At 62.5% G+C, this 16,866-nt stretch carries 15 protein-coding genes and 1 pseudogene; 6 read left to right on the top strand and 10 right to left on the bottom strand.

Features of this window, described 5'->3' with window-relative positions:
- Positions 1–143: 143 nt before the first annotated feature.
- From HYI44_RS29535 to HYI44_RS08075, 3 genes and pseudogenes are all read left to right on the top strand, one after another.
- Positions 144–755 (top strand): annotated as a pseudogene (locus HYI44_RS29535) (HAMP domain-containing protein); the annotation flags it as partial.
- A 321-nt stretch (positions 756–1,076) separates the two neighbouring features.
- A complete protein-coding gene (locus HYI44_RS29530; RefSeq protein WP_412548476.1) occupies positions 1,077–1,625 on the top strand; it encodes a methyl-accepting chemotaxis protein in 549 nt (182 codons plus the stop codon).
- A gap of 132 nt (positions 1,626–1,757) precedes the next feature.
- Positions 1,758–2,123, top strand: a complete 366-nt coding sequence (locus HYI44_RS08075) for an Mpo1-like protein (protein WP_045058960.1) — start codon at positions 1,758–1,760, stop codon at positions 2,121–2,123.
- On the opposite strand, the gene HYI44_RS08070 is transcribed toward HYI44_RS08075, so the two are convergent.
- The 3 genes from HYI44_RS08070 to HYI44_RS08060 form a co-directional block, all read right to left on the bottom strand.
- Complete coding sequence (locus HYI44_RS08070) at positions 2,124–2,921, bottom strand: acyl-CoA thioesterase (RefSeq protein ID WP_225569132.1); 798 nt, start codon at positions 2,919–2,921, stop codon at positions 2,124–2,126.
- 268 nt (positions 2,922–3,189) lie between these two features.
- Positions 3,190–3,957, bottom strand: a complete 768-nt coding sequence (locus HYI44_RS08065) for a CHAD domain-containing protein (protein ID WP_225569131.1) — start codon at positions 3,955–3,957, stop codon at positions 3,190–3,192.
- A 45-nt stretch (positions 3,958–4,002) separates the two neighbouring features.
- Positions 4,003–4,281 (bottom strand): hypothetical protein, encoded by a 279-nt coding sequence (locus HYI44_RS08060; protein WP_045058957.1) that lies wholly within the window; start codon positions 4,279–4,281, stop codon positions 4,003–4,005.
- A 223-nt stretch (positions 4,282–4,504) separates the two neighbouring features.
- Between HYI44_RS08060 and HYI44_RS08055 the strand changes: the two genes are divergently transcribed.
- Entirely contained in the window at positions 4,505–5,551 is a 1,047-nt protein-coding gene (locus tag HYI44_RS08055) for a patatin-like phospholipase family protein (RefSeq protein ID WP_225569130.1), read from the top strand.
- Positions 5,552–5,692: 141 nt separating this feature from the next.
- Here the strand turns inward: HYI44_RS08055 and HYI44_RS08050 are convergent, their stop codons facing one another.
- From HYI44_RS08050 to kdpF, 6 genes are all read right to left on the bottom strand, one after another.
- Positions 5,693–6,391: a response regulator gene (locus HYI44_RS08050; protein WP_122838620.1), complete on the bottom strand. Its 699-nt coding sequence runs from the start codon at positions 6,389–6,391 to the stop codon at positions 5,693–5,695.
- Between the two features lie 36 nt (positions 6,392–6,427).
- Entirely contained in the window at positions 6,428–9,079 is a 2,652-nt protein-coding gene (locus tag HYI44_RS08045) for a sensor histidine kinase (protein ID WP_225569129.1), read from the bottom strand.
- 119 nt (positions 9,080–9,198) lie between these two features.
- On the bottom strand, positions 9,199–9,744 hold the full coding sequence (gene kdpC, locus HYI44_RS08040; protein WP_122838051.1) for a potassium-transporting ATPase subunit KdpC: 546 nt from the start codon (positions 9,742–9,744) through the stop codon (positions 9,199–9,201).
- Between the two features lie 162 nt (positions 9,745–9,906).
- Positions 9,907–11,964 carry a potassium-transporting ATPase subunit KdpB gene (gene kdpB / locus HYI44_RS08035; protein ID WP_122838050.1) on the bottom strand — a complete coding sequence of 686 codons (2,058 nt, stop codon included), beginning with the start codon at positions 11,962–11,964 and terminating at the stop codon, positions 9,907–9,909.
- A gap of 10 nt (positions 11,965–11,974) precedes the next feature.
- Positions 11,975–13,669, bottom strand: a complete 1,695-nt coding sequence (gene kdpA, locus HYI44_RS08030; protein ID WP_122838049.1) for a potassium-transporting ATPase subunit KdpA — start codon at positions 13,667–13,669, stop codon at positions 11,975–11,977.
- Positions 13,670–13,677: 8 nt separating this feature from the next.
- Entirely contained in the window at positions 13,678–13,767 is a 90-nt protein-coding gene (gene kdpF / locus HYI44_RS08025; protein WP_007899818.1) for a K(+)-transporting ATPase subunit F, read from the bottom strand.
- A gap of 406 nt (positions 13,768–14,173) precedes the next feature.
- Here kdpF and eat point away from each other — a divergent pair, with 406 nt between their 5' ends.
- Positions 14,174–15,538: an ethanolamine permease gene (gene eat, locus HYI44_RS08020; protein WP_225569128.1), complete on the top strand. Its 1,365-nt coding sequence runs from the start codon at positions 14,174–14,176 to the stop codon at positions 15,536–15,538.
- A 220-nt stretch (positions 15,539–15,758) separates the two neighbouring features.
- Positions 15,759–15,926 (top strand): DUF2897 family protein, encoded by a 168-nt coding sequence (locus HYI44_RS08015; RefSeq protein WP_122838047.1) that lies wholly within the window; start codon positions 15,759–15,761, stop codon positions 15,924–15,926.
- Between the two features lie 57 nt (positions 15,927–15,983).
- On the opposite strand, the gene HYI44_RS08010 is transcribed toward HYI44_RS08015, so the two are convergent.
- A complete protein-coding gene (locus HYI44_RS08010) occupies positions 15,984–16,835 on the bottom strand; it encodes an urea carboxylase-associated family protein (protein ID WP_122838046.1) in 852 nt (283 codons plus the stop codon).
- Between the last annotated feature and the right edge of the window lie 31 nt (positions 16,836–16,866).

Genomic DNA, 16,866 nt, shown 5'->3' with positions numbered 1-16,866 from the left:
GGCGCGCAGGATAGCGCATTACGCAGGCAATGGCTGTGTCCAGCCTGACCGGGAACCTTGATCCACATCAAGACCCTTCCGCCCGATCCCGGCACAATAATGGCACCTTGCCATAATTGTTTCCGCTATCAGAGAAGACCTCCATGGGTGCCTGGCTTAGCAACATCTCGTTGAAATACAAATTCTGGGCGGTCAACGCCGTCGCCTTCGTCACGACCTTGTTGCTGGTGCTGTACGCCGTGCAACTCGAACAGCAGGCACGCGGTCACGCTGCCCAGGCGTCGGCGCAGGCCCAGGCGCGCCTCCTGAAAGCCTGGCCGGACGGGCAACCGCTGCCCCAGGCCGACAACGTGCTGGCCTTCTCCAACGGGCCAGCGCCGATCATTGACGGACAACCGGTGCCGGCGCTGACCGGCGCCCGTGGCTGGGTCGAGGTCAATTCCCTGCCGCTGTTCGGCGATAATCCGTTGATGGGCGCTGAAGTCTTCAGTCGCCAGGATGGCCAGAACGTCGCGATCATCGCCCATGGCCCGAGCCTGACCCAGGTGTTCGGCGAGCGCTTCGCCCACTACGCGGTGGCGGTGTTTATCCTGATGCTGGCCATGCTCGGCGCATCGCAATTGTTGATCCGCTTCCTGCTCAGCCAGCTCAACACGTTGAAAGACGTGATGCTGCACGTGGAAAAAACCGGCGACCTGTCGGCCCGCGTGCCCCTGGCCTGCACCGACGAGGTCGGGCAAATGGCCAATGCGTTTAACGCGATGCAGGCCGGTTATCAACGCGTGGTGAATACCGTGGCCAGCACCGCGCGGCAGCTGGATGACGGTGCGGCGCGGCTGGCTTCGAGCATGGACGAAGTGCGCCACGGCATGCTTGGCCAGCAAAGCGAAACCGACCAGGCCGCCACGGCGATCAACCAGATGACCGCGACGGTTTATCACATCGCCCAGCACGCCGGCGCCACCCGCGACCTGTCGCAAACCGCCGACACCCTGGCGGGCAGCGGTCAGGCCGTGGTCAGCCGCGTGCAGTTGTCGATTGCCGGGCTATCGTCCGGTGTGCAGCAAACGGCCCAGATGATCCAGCGCCTGGCCGAAGACAGCCAGAAAATCAACAGCGTGGTCGGGGTGATTCACAGCATCGCCGAGCAGACTAACCTGCTGGCGCTGAACGCGGCCATCGAAGCGGCCCGGGCCGGAGAGATGGGCCGGGGTTTCGCAGTCGTCGCCGATGAGGTGCGCAACCTGGCCAAGCGCGTCCAGGCCTCCACCGACGAGATCACCCGTATGGTTTCGGCCCTGCAGGCGGGCACCCGCGATGCGGTGGATTTCATGCAGGAAAGTTCGTTCAAGGCCGACGACTGCGTACAGCAGGCGCAGGAAGCGGGCGCGGCGCTGGCGCAGATCACCAGTGCGGTGGCACAGATGCGCGAAAGCAACACGCAGATTGCCGTGGCCGCCGAGCAGCAGAGCCAGGTAGCCGAAGAGATGAACCGGGCGGTGGTGAGCATTCGCGATGTGACCGAGAACACGGTGCAGCAAACGGTGAGTTCGGCGCTGACCAGTAATGAACTGGCGGCGTTGGCGGGGGAATTGAGCAAGGCGATTGGGCAGTTGAAACTCTGAGTCCCCAACGTCCTGATCAATACACATCTTGAACCTTGCGCTATCACCCCGATAGCCAACCTCCATTCGCCGCTGCGCTGTCCCAGGCCTATTCTTCAATCATGTGTTCAACACGGATCGAGGATCAGCATCATGGGCAAGCGTCATCCCAACCTTCCCGCCTGGCAATGGCGGGAGTACCCCAACAATCATCAGCACCCGACCAATCTGGTGTTGCACTTGCTTGCGGTACCGCTGTTTATCCTGGCGTTCCTGCTGATCGTGACGGGTGTGTTCGGCTTGAGCTTCGTCAACTTTGCCATCGGCATCGTCGGGCTGCTCGCCGCCCTGGGCTTGCAGCGCCATGGGCATACCCTGGAAAAACAGGCATCCGAACCCTTCAGCGGTCGCAAGGACGCCGTGTCGCGCCTGCTGGTCGAGCAGTTCGTGACCTTTCCGCGGTTCCTTCTCAGCGGCGGTTGGTGGCGCGCCTGGCGTGAGCGCCACCGCCGGCATTGATCAGGCGAAAATGGCCACGGTCTGGCGGCTCATGGCGATCAATTGACCGTCGTGGCTCCACAGCTTGGCAGCCGCATGCCCGTAGCCATCCGCCGCGTATTCGATTTCAACCAGGTATTTGCACCAGTCCAGCGTGCTCACCTCCAGCAGCGGCTGAACAAATTCGATGGTCCAGGTCAGCGTGCTGCCCATGGCCGGTTTCTTCAGATGCGGCAACAAGGCAGGAGGCCAGGCATCGACCAGCGCCAGGATGTGCGACTCGGTGACCGGCTCTTCCTTGACGTCCCCGCGCAAGCGCACCCATCCCCCCATTTGACGCGAAGTATTGCCGGTGAACGGCAGCCCGCCGACGCTCCAGCGCATGGCCAGGTGGCGCATGAATTCCGGCGTGATGCCCTTGATATAGGGCAATTCCTGGCATTCTTCCCAATGTTTCATTTCCGGCGCCGGTTGTGCGCTCACCGCCACCTCCGACGGACGCGATCCGCCGAAGCTGCCTTGCACCAGGGTCACCACCTGGCCTTTTTGCATCGCCCGGCCCAACACCTGGCTGACGGCTTTACCTTCACGCAGCACATCCACTTCGAAACTGACCGGTACATCCGGCTCGACCGGCCCGACAAAGGTGATCGCCAGCGAGCGTACGGGACGATCTGCCGGCACCTGGGCACGCATCGCTTCGTACTGCAAAGCGGCCACCAGACCACCAAAACTGGCCCGGCCCTGGGCCCATTCGGCTGGAATACTCAGTTCCAGCGGTTGGCTGCGAACAGCGTCAAGCAGATCGGAGAAGCGCATGAAAACCTCGGAGCAGATGGGGATGCAGGGATGTTAACCAGACGCGGGAGGCGATACAGGGCTTATTCCGGACAAATCCACCGACAGATAGGCCGAGACGCACGCATATCCCGCAGGAGCTGCCGCCGGCAGGCTGCGATCATCTGATCTTGGGCGACAGCGATGACGCCAAGGATCAACGTCAAAAGATCGCAGCCTGCGGCAGCTCCTACGGGGGTGGTGGGATGCCGAGTCAGGAGGTCGCAGCTTGCGGTAGCGATGCCGGTTGTCAGGACTTGAAGCAGTCCGCACTGAGCTTGTCCAGCACCCGGTCGGCGCGGCTTTCGGCCTTGGCCATGGTGGTTTGCCAGGTGCTGATGCAGGGTTGCAGATCGGCCTCGTGCTCGGCGCGCGCCAGCCACTGCCAGCAATCGTGCCAGTCACCCAGGGCCGCTTGCGCAGCTTTCAGGCGCGGCAGTGCGGCCTTGGGCAAGCGGTCCAGTTCGGGGTAGGCCTCGATCCCATAGCGCACGCGCTTGATCAGCAGTCGCAGGCGATGGCGGTCGTGGGCGGGATCGTGCAGGGCGGTGTCGAGTTTTTTCCACTGTTTCGCCAGGCGCTTTTCGATGTTTGGGCGCAGGCCCTTAAGCAGTCCCTGGCGCTGGGACGCCCGCAGGAATCGCGGAAACGCGTCGAGGATCTGCAGCAGTTGCGCCAGCTCGGTGCTGGCGGCGACTGCAGGATACGCCTCGGCCATTTGCGCCATGCGCCGTTGCGCCGCTTGCGGTTGATCGTGCGAGAGCAGGTACGCCGCCAACACCTCGCGGTCGCGCAGCGGCGTGGTCAGGTCGCCGACCCGCGACGCCGCCGCTTCCAGCTGAGCGACGCCGGGCAAGCCGCGCAAGGGCCGCAGCAGGCTGCGCAGACGGCGCACCGTAGTGCGCAGATCGTGCAGGGCCTCAGGGTCGGTGCGTGCCTCCAGGCGCGCCTGACTCGCCATCACACCGACTTCAAGGCCCGTCACATGAGCCACTAACCGATCAACCAACCCGGACATCGCTTGCTCCTTTTTCCCAATGGCGCCTCAGCCTTGCATCATGCCTCAACGACCCGCGCGTGACTCACGAATGTAGAAGCGCGCTTTTTCGGCTTTCTTGGTGCAGCCTTCGAATGCCTCGAATTGCTGCTGGGTCTTCGCACCGGTCAGCAACGACAGCGCCTTGGAGTAGCTGACGGTACCGGCAAACCCCTCCGCCTTGGCCAGGTCCAGCTCATGCCACGCCGCATCGATGCCACTGCCGCAGCTGTCGCGGTAGGCGGTCTTGCCGGCACAGCCGGCCAGTGCCAGGGCAATCAAGGGTACACAGATCCAGGCTTTCATCACTTACACCTCAAAAAATAGGAAAACAGTCGTGCAGGTAAGACGGTCTGGCGCTTGAAAAGTGCCTTGAGCGCCTTGCTGAAACTGTCGCGCTGAGCAAGATACCCTTGCGCCGCCACGGAGTGTCGAAAAAACGACGTCTTCGCCTGCCTGAACGACCTTGGCGATTGAAGCGCCCCCCTCGTTGGGTGCATTGTTGAACCTTGTCAGACGAGGGCGATTCATGAAAAAGCGTGTCGCACTGGTACTGGGATCAGGTGGCGCCCGGGGTTATGCCCATATCGGCGTCATCGAGGAGATCGAACGGCGAGGCTACGACATCGCGTGCATCGCCGGTTGCTCCATGGGCGCGGTGGTCGGCGGGATCTACGCCGCCGGCAAACTCGAGGATTACCGCAACTGGATCGAGAGCCTGGACTACCTCGACGTGTTGCGTCTGGTAGACGTGAGTTTCCGCCTGGGGGCGATTCGCGGCGAAAAAGTGTTCGGGCAGATTCGCAAGATCGTCGGCGAGATCAACATCGAGGAACTGCGGATTCCCTACACGGCGGTGGCCACCGACCTGACCAACCAGCAGGAAATCTGGTTCCAGGAAGGCTGCCTGCACCAGGCCATGCGCGCCTCGGCGGCCATCCCCAGCCTGTTCACCCCGGTGATGCAAGGCAATCGCATGCTGGTCGACGGCGGGATACTCAACCCCCTGCCGATCGTGCCGGTGGTCTCGAGCCATTGCGACCTGATCATCGCGGTCAATCTCAACTCCACCAACCAGCGGCATTATCAATTGCCGGTGATCCCGCGCCCGCCTGCGTTCAAAAGTCGCTTCGACAGCCTGATCAATTCGCTGGGGTCGAAGTTGCCGTTCCGACGCAAGCAGGCCGAGCAATTGCTGGCGCTGGAGAAAGAAGCACTGAAGGCGCAAGGGGCGGATATCAATCCGTGGATCGAATCGGCCGAGCCTGAAGCCCAGCAACCGGCCGCCGCTCCGGAGGCCGGGGGTGCGCCGAAGTCCGCCACCGGGTCGTTCATTATCGATAACGTCGGGCCGGCGTCGCTGCTGGATTTGATCAACCAGAGTTTCGAGGTGATGCAGACTTCGTTGGCGCAGTACAAGATTGCCGGGTATCCGCCGGATATCCTGATCAACGTGCCGAAGCGGGTGTGCCGGTTTTTCGAGTTCTACAAGGCGCCGGAATTGATCGCGCTGGGCCGGGAAATTGCGCGCGATACGCTGGATCGGTATGAGGAAGAGCAGGGTCGCAGTCCCTAGAATTGTGCAGGATTCAAGGGCCTCATCGCGGGTAAGCCCGGCTCCCACAGGTTATGAGTTGATTCACAATATTTTTGAACAACCTCGAACCTGTGGGAGCCGGGCTTGCCCGCGATGACGCCAGGACATTCAATACGAATGTTAAAGGCTGTCCCCACCCAGCAACCGATACCCCACCCCCGCCTCAGTCACAATAAAGCGCGGCTGTGTGGGGTCATCGGCCAGTTTCTGGCGCAGATGCCCCACCACAATCCGTAAATAGTGACTGTCCTCGGTGTGCGTCGGCCCCCAGATATCCTTGAGTAATTGCTGCTGGGTAATCACCCGCCCCGGATGCCGGGCCAGTTGCGCCAGCACTGCGTACTCCTTGCGGGTCAATGCGACTTCGGCGCCGTCGAGCAGCACCCGGCGGTAGGCCAGGTCTACGGTCAGCGGTCCAAAGCTCAATGCCGCCTGCTGCGATTCCCCGGCTGGAGCCTGGCGCAACAGCGCGCGGACCCTGGCCAGGAATTCCTGGATGCCGAACGGCTTGGTCACGTAATCATTCGCACCGCCGTCCAGCGCCTCGACTTTCTGCCCCTCGCCGGCACGCACCGACAGCACCAGCACCGGCACCGTCGACCACTCGCGAAACTCGCGCAGCACCTGCTGGCCGTCCATGTCCGGCAGGCCGAGGTCGAGCACCAGCAAGTCAGGTTTACTCAACGCGGCCTGCGCCAGCCCCTCGGTACCGGTTCCGGCTTCCAGTACTTTATAACCTTGGGAAACCAGGCTGATGCGCAGGAATTTGCGGATCTGTGGTTCGTCGTCGATGACCAGGATGGTCGCGGTCTGGCTCATGAATTCTGATCGCGGCATAGAGAGATCCAAAGGGTATCAGGCTTCACTTTCAACGTCCGGCTGTTCTTGCAGTGGCAGATGCAGGGTGATGCAGGTGCCCCGGCCCTCGATCCCGTCCGCGACACTGATCCGCCCGCCATGAGCGCCCACCATCCCCTGGCAAATCGCCAGGCCAAGCCCGGTGCCCTGCCCGCCCCGATCACCCCGTGCGGCGGTGTAGAACATGTCGAAAATCTTTGCCCGCTCGTCCTCCGGAATTCCTGGCCCTTCGTCGCTGACCGAGAAAAACAACTCGCTGTCATTGGCACCAGCGCTCAACTGCAGGCGGCCCTGAGGCGGGGAAAACCGCGCGGCGTTTTCCAGTACGTTTACCAGCGCCTGTTCGATCAGCGCCGCGTGCACGTAGAGCAGCGGCAACTCCGGGGGCACTTCGGTGCTGACCTGCAGCGGCGCGAGCACCGCACGCAGGCGATTGAGCGAACTGCCGACGATGTCTGCCGGCGACACCCAGTCCCGCGCCAGCTTCAACGCACCGTGGCCCAGGCGGGTCATGTCCAGCAGGTTCTGGATGTAACGATCGAGGCGTTCGGCTTCGTCGCGAGTGCCTTCGAGCAGTTCGCGGCGGTCTTCCAGCGGAATCGCTTCGCCGAGCGCCAGTAGGCTGTCGATGCTGCCGCGCATCGAGGTCAGCGGCGTGCGCAGGTCGTGGGACACCGAGGCCAGCAAGGCACTGCGCAGTTGCTCGGTTTCACCGTGCAGACGCGCCGCCTCGAGGTCCTGGGCCAGTTGCGCACGGGCCAGTGCCTGGGCGAGTGGCTGGCTCAAGGCGGTCAGCAGGCGGCGGCGCTGGCCGCTCAAGGTATGGCCTTCCCTGGCGCAGACGCCGAGCAGCGCCAGCGGTCCGTCCTCTACCGACAACGGCCACCACCACCAGCGTCCCATCGGCAAAGTCCCGGTTCCCGCACCCGCCGGTTGATCGTGTTGCCAGGCCCAGTCGGCCGCTGCGCGTTCGGCTTCGGTGAAGGTCAACGGGCCACCGGTTTCAACTTTCCAGCCCGCCTGCCCGTCGCGATTGAGCAGGCACAGTTGTACGTCGCTCCAGCCATTGAGGTGCTGCGCCGCCGCGCTGACTACCGCCTGGCGATCAGTGGCAGCGGTGAGTTTGCGCGACAGGTCGAGCAGTTCGCTGGTCTCTTCCTGGGTATCGCGCAGCGCCTGCAATTGTCGACGCTGACGCGCCGCGAGGTTGCCGGTGAGTGCGGCCATCAACAGGAAAAACAACAAGGTCAGCACGTCTTCTTCGCGCTGGATGCTGAAGGAAAAATTCGGTGGAATAAACAGGAAGTCATAGGTCAGGAATGACAGCGCCGCGCAGGCTAGCGCCGGGCCAAGACTGCTGCGCACGGCCACCAGCAGCACGGCCGCGAGGAACACCAGGGAGATGTTGGGCAGCGGCAACACACTGGCTACGGCCCAGGCCAAGGCAGTGGCGAGCACGGTCGCGACCAGCGCCAGCGCATAGTCGAACCACACCAGTGGCTGGGTCGAACGCGGGCGTGGCGAATGTTGCGCGTGATCGCTGTCGAGCACGTTGATTTCCAGCCCGCGCGCGTTGCGCAACAGCCGCGACGCCAGGCCACCCCCGAACAGGCGCCGGCGCCAACGCTGCCGGGATTGCCCCACCAGGATCAGGCTGGCGCGACGTTCGCCGGCATGCTGGATCAGGGTCTTCGCGACCTCGCCAGCTCGCAGCAACACCACCTCGCCCCCCAGGCGTTCGGCCAGTTGCTGGGCACTTTGCAGGCGCAGGCGTGCCTGTTCGTCGCCCGCGCTGCCGTTGTCCACATGCACCAGGCTCCACGGCAGGTGGCGACGCTGGGCGACCCGGCTGGCATGCCGCACCAGGCGCTCGGCCTGCTCATCGCCATCGACCCCCACCAGCAACCGACCGCGCACAGCCGGCGCATCCTGGCCGAGTTGGCGATAGCCCTGGGCCAGGTCATTGTCGACTTGCGCGGCGGCAGTCTGCATGGCCAGTTCACGCAGGGCGGTGAGGTTGGTCTGGGTGAAAAACGCATCGATGGCCGCCCGTGCCTGCTCCGGCACATAGACTTTGCCGTCGCGCAGACGCTCGAGCAATTCCCGCGGCGGCAAGTCGATCAGCAGCAGTTCATAGGCTTCCTGCAGCACCCAGTCCGGCAACGTCTCGCGGACCTGCACGCCGGTGATGCCGCGCACCTGGTCATTGAGGCTTTCCAGGTGCTGGACGTTGACGGTCGTGAACACGTCGATACCGGCAGAGAGCAGTTCCTGGATGTCCTGCCAGCGCTTGGCGTGACGGCTGCCGGGGGCGTTGCTGTGGGCCAGTTCGTCCACCAGCACCAGCTTGGGTTTGGCCGCGAGCAGGCCGTCGAGGTCCATTTCCTCGAGCATCACGCCACGGTATTCCGAGCGCACCAACGGTTGCTGCGGCAAGCCGCCGAGCAGCGCTTCGGTTTCGGCGCGGCCGTGGGTTTCGACCACCCCGGCGATGACTTTCACGCCCTGGCGCAGCTGGGTATGGGCCGCTTGCAGCATGGCGTAGGTCTTGCCGACACCCGGGGCGGCGCCAAGGAAAACCTTGAGCCGGCCACGCCCGTCACGGGGCAGGTCTGCTAGCAGTGCGTCGGCGCGGCCGGAGTTGCTCATCTGTTATTGCCTTGTTCGACTTGGAATGGGGGTTACCGCGAAAGATCGCAGGCTGCGCCAGCTCCTACAGGGACCGTGACGATTCGTGTAGGAGCTGGCGCAGCCTGCGATCTTTTGATCTACAGCTTTTCCAGCGCAATATTCAACGCCAACACATTCACCACCGGCGGGCCCACCAGCGGTTGCTCGATATGCGCATTCATCAATTGCTCAACCGTCGACACCGGCAACTGACGCGCCGCCGCAACACGCGCCAGTTGATAGGCAATCGCCGCAGGAGGCAAGTGCGGATCGAGGCCGCTGCCGGAAGTGGTCAGTTGCGCCAAGGGCACCGGTCCCTGGCCGGGCACCAGCAGTTTGTTGGCCTCGTCGACCACCCGGGTGGCGAGCGCCGGGTTGCTTGGCGCGAAGTTGCTGGCACCACTGGCAACCGTGGCAAAGGCACCGGCTGAAGGTCGTGGATGGAACCAGGCGTCACCGGTGAAATCCTGGGCGATCAGTGCAGAGCCTCGCACCTTGCCACTGGCGTCCTGCACCAGGCTGCCGTTGGCCTGGCTGGGGAATGCGACCTGGGCCACACCGGTGACAACCAGGGGATAGGCAACGCCGGTGATCAGGGTCATGAGAACGAGCAGGCTCAAGGCCGGGCGGATCATTGTGGACATTTCAGATTCCTCGAATTCCGGTAACAAATTCTGTGGTTCGTGAGCAAGCTGCCCCTGTAGGGGCGAGCTTGCTCGCGAAAAACTTGAGCTCAACGCGCTCATCCAGACAGAACGCGTCATCGTTAACTTCCATCGCCAGCAGGCTGGCTCCCACACAAGCGGTCAAACCAGATGCAACGCCGTCAACAGCATGTCGATCGCCTTGATTCCCACAAACGGCACCACAATCCCGCCCAGCCCGTAAATCAACAGGTTGCGCCGCAATAACGCCGCCGCACTGGCTGCCTGCACCCGCACACCGCGCAACGCCAGCGGGATCAGCACCACGATGATCAAGGCGTTGAACACAATCGCCGAGAGAATCGCGCTCTGCGGGCTGCTCAGGTGCATGATGTTGAGCACGCCCAGTTGCGGATAGATCGTGGCGAACAGCGCCGGCAGGATCGCGAAGTATTTGGCCACGTCGTTGGCGATGGAAAAGGTCGTCAGCGCACCACGGGTCACCAGCAATTCCTTGCCGATTTGCACCACGTCCAGCAGCTTGGTCGGGTCGCTGTCGAGGTCGACCATGTTCGCCGCCTCGCGTGCCGCCTGGGTCCCGTCGTTCATTGCCATACCGACATCAGCCTGGGCCAGGGCCGGGGCATCGTTGGCACCGTCACCGCACATCGCCACCAGCCGACCGTCGTTCTGCTCATGCCGAATGCGCGCCAGTTTTTTCTCTGGCGTGGCTTCGGCCAGCACGTCGTCGACGCCTGCTTCAGCTGCAATCGCCGCGGCCGTCAGCGGGTTGTCGCCGGTCACCATCACCGTACGAATGCCCAGCTTGCGCAGTTCGGCAAAACGCTCGCGGATGCCGGGCTTGACCACGTCCTTGAGGTGGATCGCGCCGAGCAGTTTGCCGTCGGCACACACCAGCAGCGGCGTGCCACCGCTTTGGGCGATCTTGTCGATTTCCCGGGACAGCGCCGGTGCCAGGTCGGCGCGTTTCAGGTCAACAAACGCCAGCACCGAATCCACCGCACCCTTGCGATAAACGCGGCCCTGATAGTCAACGCCGGAGAGCCGGGTTTCGGCACTGAACGGCACGCTCGTCAGGGTCTCAGGCGACGGCTCTGGCTGTGGATGCAAGCCACGCAGGTATTCGACGATGGACTTGCCTTCCGCCGTGTCATCGGCCAGGGAGGCGAACAGTGCACCTTCGGCCAATTCCCTGCCGCTCACTCCCGGCGCCGCATACACCGCGGTGCAGCGACGGTTGCCGAACGTGATGGTGCCGGTCTTGTCCAGCAACAGCACGTGTACATCCCCCGCCGCTTCCACGGCGCGACCGGACTTGGCGATCACATTCAAGCGCACCAGGCGGTCCATCCCGGCAATACCGATGGCGGACAACAAACCGCCAATGGTGGTCGGAATCAGCGTGACCAATAACGCCACGAGGAACACCAGCGGCAGGCTGCCATTGGCGAAATGCGCGAAGGGTTGCAGGGTCACGACCACCAGCAGGAAGATCAGCGTCAGGCCGATCAGCAGGATGTCGAGAGCGACTTCATTCGGGGTTTTCTGGCGTTTGGCACCTTCGACCAGGGCAATCATGCGATCGAGCGTCGACTCACCGGGGTTGGCCGTGATCCGCACCAGCAACCAGTCCGACACCAGCCGGGTGTTGCCGGTCACCGCCGAACGATCCCCACCCGACTCGCGAATGACCGGCGCCGACTCACCGGTGATCGCCGCCTCGTTGACCGCCGCGATGCCTTCGATCACCTCGCCGTCACCGGGGATCATCTCCCCGGCTTCGACGCGCACTACGTCATCTTTGCGCAGGCTGGTGGCCGGCACGATTTGAAAGCTGCCATCGGCGGTTTTGCGCCGGGCACTCAGGCCCTCGCTGCCTGCCTTCAAGCTGTCGGCGCGAGCCTTGCCACGACCTTCGGCCAAGGCTTCGGCGAAGTTGGCAAACAGCACGGTGAACCACAGCCACAGGGCAATTTGCGCGGCGACAAACGTCGGCACTGCCGGATCCGGAATGAAGCACAGCACGGTGGTCAGAATGGCGGTCAGTTCCACCACCAGCATCACCGGCGCACGCTGCAACTGGCGCGGGTCAAGCTTGACGAAAGCTTGCACCAGCGCCGGGCGCCACAGGGCCGAGATCGCGGTTTTCGGTTGTTCCGGCGCCTTGACGGCAGCCGGTTTGGTTGCGGGCATATTCATCATCAGCTCCTTAGAAACCCAGGCTCAAGTGTTCGGCGATAGGCCCCAGTGCCAAGGTCGGCAGGAAGGTCAAGCCACCCACCAGCAAAATGGTCACCGTCAACAAGGTCACGAACAGCGGGCCGTGGGTGGGGAAGCTGTTCGGGCTGACCGGCGCGGCTTTCTTCAGCGCCAGGCTGCCAGCCAGCGCCAGCACGGGCAGGATGTAGCCGAAGCGACCGATCAACATGCCAAGACCGAGCATCAGGTTGTGAAACGGCGTGTTGGCGCCGAAGCCGGCGAAGGCTGAGCCGTTGTTGGCGCTGGCCGAGGTGTAGGCGTAGAGCAACTGGCTGAAACCATGCGCCCCAGGGTTGCTCACCGCAGCGACCGGCCCTGGCAGGCTGGCGGCAATCGCGCCCAGCACCAGCACGCCGACCGGCATCACCAGCAGGGTCACCACCAGCAACTGCACTTCCCTGGCCTGGAGTTTCTTGCCGAGGTATTCCGGCGTGCGGCCGATCATCAGCCCCGCCAGGAACACGGCGATCAGCACGTTCAGCAGCATGCCGTAGAGCCCGGCCCCTACACCGCCGAAGATCACCTCGCCGACCATCATATTGACCAGCGCGACCATGCCGCTGAGAGGGTTGAGGCTGTCGTGCATCGCGTTGACCGAACCGTTGGACGCCGACGTCGTCGTCACCGACCACAGCACCGAACCGGTGGTACCAAAGCGCGCTTCCTTGCCTTCCAGCGGCGCGGTCTGTTCCACCGCCGCGTTGTTGAGGCTCGGGTTCGGCTGGTACTCAGCCCACAACGAGGTGGCGCCACCAATGAGGAACAGCGCCAGCATGCAGGCAATGATCGCGCGGCTCTGACGCAGGTCCTTCACGTAGTGGCCGAAAGTAAAGACCAGGGCCACCGGAATCAAAATGATCGACGCCAATTCGAACAGATTGCTCCACGCCGTCGGGTTCTCGAACGGATGCGCCGAGTTAACGCCAAAGAAGCCGCCGCCGTTGGTGCCCAACTGCTTGATCGCAATCTGGCTGGCGGCCGGGCCCAGCGGAATCACCTGATCGACACCCTGCATCGTCACGGCATTCACGTAGTGAGCGAAGGTCTGCGGCACGCCCTGCCACACCAGGAACAGCGCCAGCAGCAGGCACAGCGGCAGCAAGCCGTAAAGGGTGGCACGGGTCATGTCGACCCAGAAATTACCCAGGGTCTTGGTGGACTTGCGCCCAATACCACGACACAAGGCCACCAGCACAGCCAGGCCGGTGGCGGCGCTGACGAAGTTCTGCACGGTGAGGCCGACCATCTGGCTCAGGTAACTGAGCGTCGCTTCGCCGCTGTAGGACTGCCAGTTGGTGTTGGTCATGAAGCTGACGGCGGTGTTGAACGCCTGAGTCCACTCCTGGCCCGGCAACTGCTGCGGGTTGAGCGGCAGATAGTCCTGGAACAGCAGAATCGCAAACAACAGCACAAAGCCGGCCAGGTTGAACGCCAGCAGCGCCAACGCATACTTCTGCCAACTCTGTTCGGCCTGCGGATCAACCCCCGCCACCCGATAACAACCGCGCTCGACCGGCCCAAGCACCGGCGTCAGCCAGGTGCGCTGCCCTTCCATCACCTTGTAGTAGAACCGACCCAGAAACGGCGCAGGCACAAGCACCAACGCGAAGAATGCGAGGATCAGCCAATAGTCATAACTGTGCATACCCGCTCCTAGTTCCGGTCCGCGCGCAACAGCGCAACCAACAGATAAATGAACAGCCCCACTGCCAGCAGCAGTGACACTCCGTCCAGAACGCTCATGGAAGTTCTCCGTGTTACGGCGTATTGCCGCGTGTGGAGGTATTGTCGGGAGAGAGGCTGTAAAGGAACGAGATCGAGGGGTGTGGCGGAGGATAAAGAAAGCGTAAAGAGTGGGTTTATGCGGGCGTTACAGCGCTGCGAGTACTGGCCCCTTCGCCGGCAAGCCCGCTCCCACAGGAGCGCGCGGTGTCAAGACTGACGCAGCGCGAACTGTAGGAGCGGGCTTGCCCGCGAAGGCGGCATAACTGCCAGCATCGCCCCTCACTGGCGCACAACCAGTACACATTCAGCAACAAACATCCTTGGTGCGACGTTTTTTCGCCCTTTACGACGGCAATTACCACACTGGCACGCCCACTGCACACGCCCTCCCCCGAGCTTTCCAAACCGTTCAGGGAGCAAACGCATGAACACACAACTTAAACCCACGCTGGGTACTCTGCACCTGTGGGGCATTGCGGTCGGGCTGGTGATTTCCGGAGAATATTTCGGCTGGAGCTACGGCTGGGGCGTCGCCGGGACGCTGGGGTTTCTGGTGACTTCCTTCATGGTCGCCACCATGTACACCTGCTTCATCTTCAGCTTCACCGAGCTGACCACCGCCATTCCCCACGCCGGCGGGCCTTTTGCCTACAGCCGTCGGGCCTTCGGCGAAAAAGGCGGATTGATCGCCGGGCTGGCGACGTTGATCGAATTCGTCTTCGCCCCACCTGCCATTGCCCTGGCGATTGGCGCTTACCTTAACGTGCAATTCCCGGCGCTCGATCCCAAGCATGCGGCGGTGGGTGCCTACATCGTGTTCATGGGGCTGAACATCCTCGGGGTGAAACTGGCCGCGACTTTTGAGCTGGTCGTCTGCGTGCTGGCCGTTGCCGAGCTGCTGGTGTTCATGGGGGTGGTCGCACCGGCGTTCAGTTTCAGCAACTTCGCACTCAATGGCTGGGCCGGTTCGGACGTATTCGGCGCCCCGGCCATCGCCGGCATGTTTGCCGCCATCCCGTTCGCCATCTGGTTCTTCCTCGCCATCGAGGGCGCAGCCATGGCAGCCGAAGAAGCCAAGGACCCCAAGCGCACGATTCCCAAGGCCTACATCAGCGGCATCCTGACCCTGGTGTTGCTGGCAATGGGCGTAATGTTCTTTGCCGGTGGCGTTGGCGACTGGCGCACCTTGTCCAACATCAACGATCCGCTGCCCCAAGCCATGAAAACCGTCGTCGGCGAAAACTCCGGCTGGCTGCACATGCTGGTGTGGATTGGCCTGTTCGGCCTGGTGGCGAGTTTTCACGGCATCATCCTTGGGTATTCGCGCCAGTTCTTTGCCTTGGCGCGCGCCGGATACCTGCCAAAGTCCCTGGCCAAACTGTCACGCTTCCAGACTCCACACCGCGCGATTCTTGCAGGTGGTGTGATCGGTATCGCGGCGATCTACAGCGATGGCCTGATAAACCTCGGCGGGATGACCCTCACCGCTGCGATGATCACCATGGCGGTATTCGGGGCAATCGTCATGTACATCATGAGCATGCTCAGCCTGTTCAAGCTGCGTAAAACCGAGCCGAACCTGGAGCGCACATTCCGCGCGCCGTGCTACCCGCTGGTACCGATGATTGCGCTGCTGCTGGCGCTGGTATGCCTGGTGGCGATGGCCTGGTTCAACACCTTGATCGGGCTGATCTTCCTCGGCTTCATGGCGGTGGGGTTCGTGTACTTCATGCTGACGGCACAACTGCGCGCCGATGCACCGGCCGATGCGATGCTAACCGGGTTGTAACACAAACCCCGTAGGAGCTGCCGCAGGCTGCGATCTTTTGATCTTTGTATTCTTGATGACGCCAAGATCAAAAGATCGCAGCCTGCGGCAGCTCCTACCGGGATATGCGTAATGCATAACAGGCCTACAATGGAACCACTGCGAAGAACAATCGCTCAAAGTGGTATGCACGATCGGCCGGCGAAATCCGCCTGCCGGCCTGCCCCTCAAGGAGAGCCCTATGCCCTGGTATGCCTGGTTGATTCTGGTTGTTGCAATCGGCTCGATCGTCGGTGGTCTGATGATGCTGCGTGACACTGCCCACAAGGTCGAACTCACCGACGAGCAACGTAAACGCGTCGCCGAACGCAATGCGGACATGGACGCCAAGGAAGCGAAAGATCGCTAAACCTTAAGATCAAAAGATCGCAGCCTTCGGCAGCTCCTACCGGGGCTGTGATCTTTTTTATTTTTCCCAGTCTGCCTTGGCGATGTGCAGGCCGTGCATCCCGTTGTATGCAGCACGCTCGGGCTGGCTCCAACCTTCCAGCAACTCATCTTCCAACCGATAAATCTCCACTCCAAGCGGACGACATACGCTCAACGGATCCTGCGCGTCCGGCCCCCACATCGGCAAAGACAAATCCCCTCCCGGGCAGGTCGACAGCGCACACAGCAGATCAATCTCGGCAAAGAATTCCAGGTAGTCGCCCTTCTGCGCCGGACAGGCTTTCATGAAGTACATGTCGTCATGATTGAGGCCCGTGCATTGGAAAATGTTCAATACGTCGTGCACGTCAAACTCGGTCAGACCATGGGGTAACACGGCACGGGTCAAGTTCGAATGGCAATGATGGTGAAAGTCCTCGCCCGTGAGCATTTTGTTCACATAGGGATCGCAACGCGTGCCCAGCAGGTCGTGCAAGCGGCCACCGTGTTCGTCGACGCCGTAAGCGGCCAGGCTGTCATCGGTGATGGTCACCAATGGCCGCAAAAAGGGCAGGTTCGACCACAGCCGGTCATGGGTACTGACATGCGCGCCTTGCAGTTGCCGGGTGCGGGCCGCCCACAGGCGTTCGCGGGGATCGTTGGCATTCCAGACGTTAAAATCACCCACTTGTGGCCCGACCGGTGTGGTAACTCGAAACACATGCCCAGCCGGGACATGCCATGCGCGCCCGGTGCGAATCGGCACCTCAAATTGCTCGATCAGCGTGCGAGCGTCCTGCGCCTCACGAATTCGGTTGTAAAACGCAGTGTCCACCTGCAAAGCCGCGCCTTTGCTGACCTGATAGGCCGCCGGGTAATCTTTGAACATGATCGTCTCCTCGCTCAGGCAGACCGCCAAG

It is taken from the genome of Pseudomonas sp. Y24-6 (genome assembly GCF_020295325.1).
GTDB classification, from domain to species: Bacteria; Pseudomonadota; Gammaproteobacteria; order Pseudomonadales; family Pseudomonadaceae; genus Aquipseudomonas; species Aquipseudomonas gregormendelii.
Note: the sequence above shows the minus strand (reverse complement) of the source record. Positions and strands in the feature narration are given on the sequence as shown.

What these genes read in the sequence shown, in the direction of transcription:
- HYI44_RS29530 (WP_412548476.1), top strand. Translation starts at nt 1,077, where the DNA reads ATGATCCAGCGCCTGGCCGAAGACAGCCAGAAAATCAACAGCGTGGTC.
- HYI44_RS08075 (WP_045058960.1), top strand. Translation starts at nt 1,758, where the DNA reads ATGGGCAAGCGTCATCCCAACCTTCCCGCCTGGCAATGGCGGGAGTAC.
- HYI44_RS08070 (WP_225569132.1), bottom strand. Translation starts at nt 2,921, where the DNA reads ATGCGCTTCTCCGATCTGCTTGACGCTGTTCGCAGCCAACCGCTGGAA.
- HYI44_RS08065 (WP_225569131.1), bottom strand. Translation starts at nt 3,957, where the DNA reads ATGTCCGGGTTGGTTGATCGGTTAGTGGCTCATGTGACGGGCCTTGAA.
- HYI44_RS08060 (WP_045058957.1), bottom strand. Translation starts at nt 4,281, where the DNA reads ATGAAAGCCTGGATCTGTGTACCCTTGATTGCCCTGGCACTGGCCGGC.
- HYI44_RS08055 (WP_225569130.1), top strand. Translation starts at nt 4,505, where the DNA reads ATGAAAAAGCGTGTCGCACTGGTACTGGGATCAGGTGGCGCCCGGGGT.
- HYI44_RS08050 (WP_122838620.1), bottom strand. Translation starts at nt 6,391, where the DNA reads ATGAGCCAGACCGCGACCATCCTGGTCATCGACGACGAACCACAGATC.
- HYI44_RS08045 (WP_225569129.1), bottom strand. Translation starts at nt 9,079, where the DNA reads ATGAGCAACTCCGGCCGCGCCGACGCACTGCTAGCAGACCTGCCCCGT.
- kdpC (WP_122838051.1), bottom strand. Translation starts at nt 9,744, where the DNA reads ATGTCCACAATGATCCGCCCGGCCTTGAGCCTGCTCGTTCTCATGACC.
- kdpB (WP_122838050.1), bottom strand. Translation starts at nt 11,964, where the DNA reads ATGAATATGCCCGCAACCAAACCGGCTGCCGTCAAGGCGCCGGAACAA.
- kdpA (WP_122838049.1), bottom strand. Translation starts at nt 13,669, where the DNA reads ATGCACAGTTATGACTATTGGCTGATCCTCGCATTCTTCGCGTTGGTG.
- kdpF (WP_007899818.1), bottom strand. Translation starts at nt 13,767, where the DNA reads ATGAGCGTTCTGGACGGAGTGTCACTGCTGCTGGCAGTGGGGCTGTTC.
- eat (WP_225569128.1), top strand. Translation starts at nt 14,174, where the DNA reads ATGAACACACAACTTAAACCCACGCTGGGTACTCTGCACCTGTGGGGC.
- HYI44_RS08015 (WP_122838047.1), top strand. Translation starts at nt 15,759, where the DNA reads ATGCCCTGGTATGCCTGGTTGATTCTGGTTGTTGCAATCGGCTCGATC.
- HYI44_RS08010 (WP_122838046.1), bottom strand. Translation starts at nt 16,835, where the DNA reads ATGTTCAAAGATTACCCGGCGGCCTATCAGGTCAGCAAAGGCGCGGCT.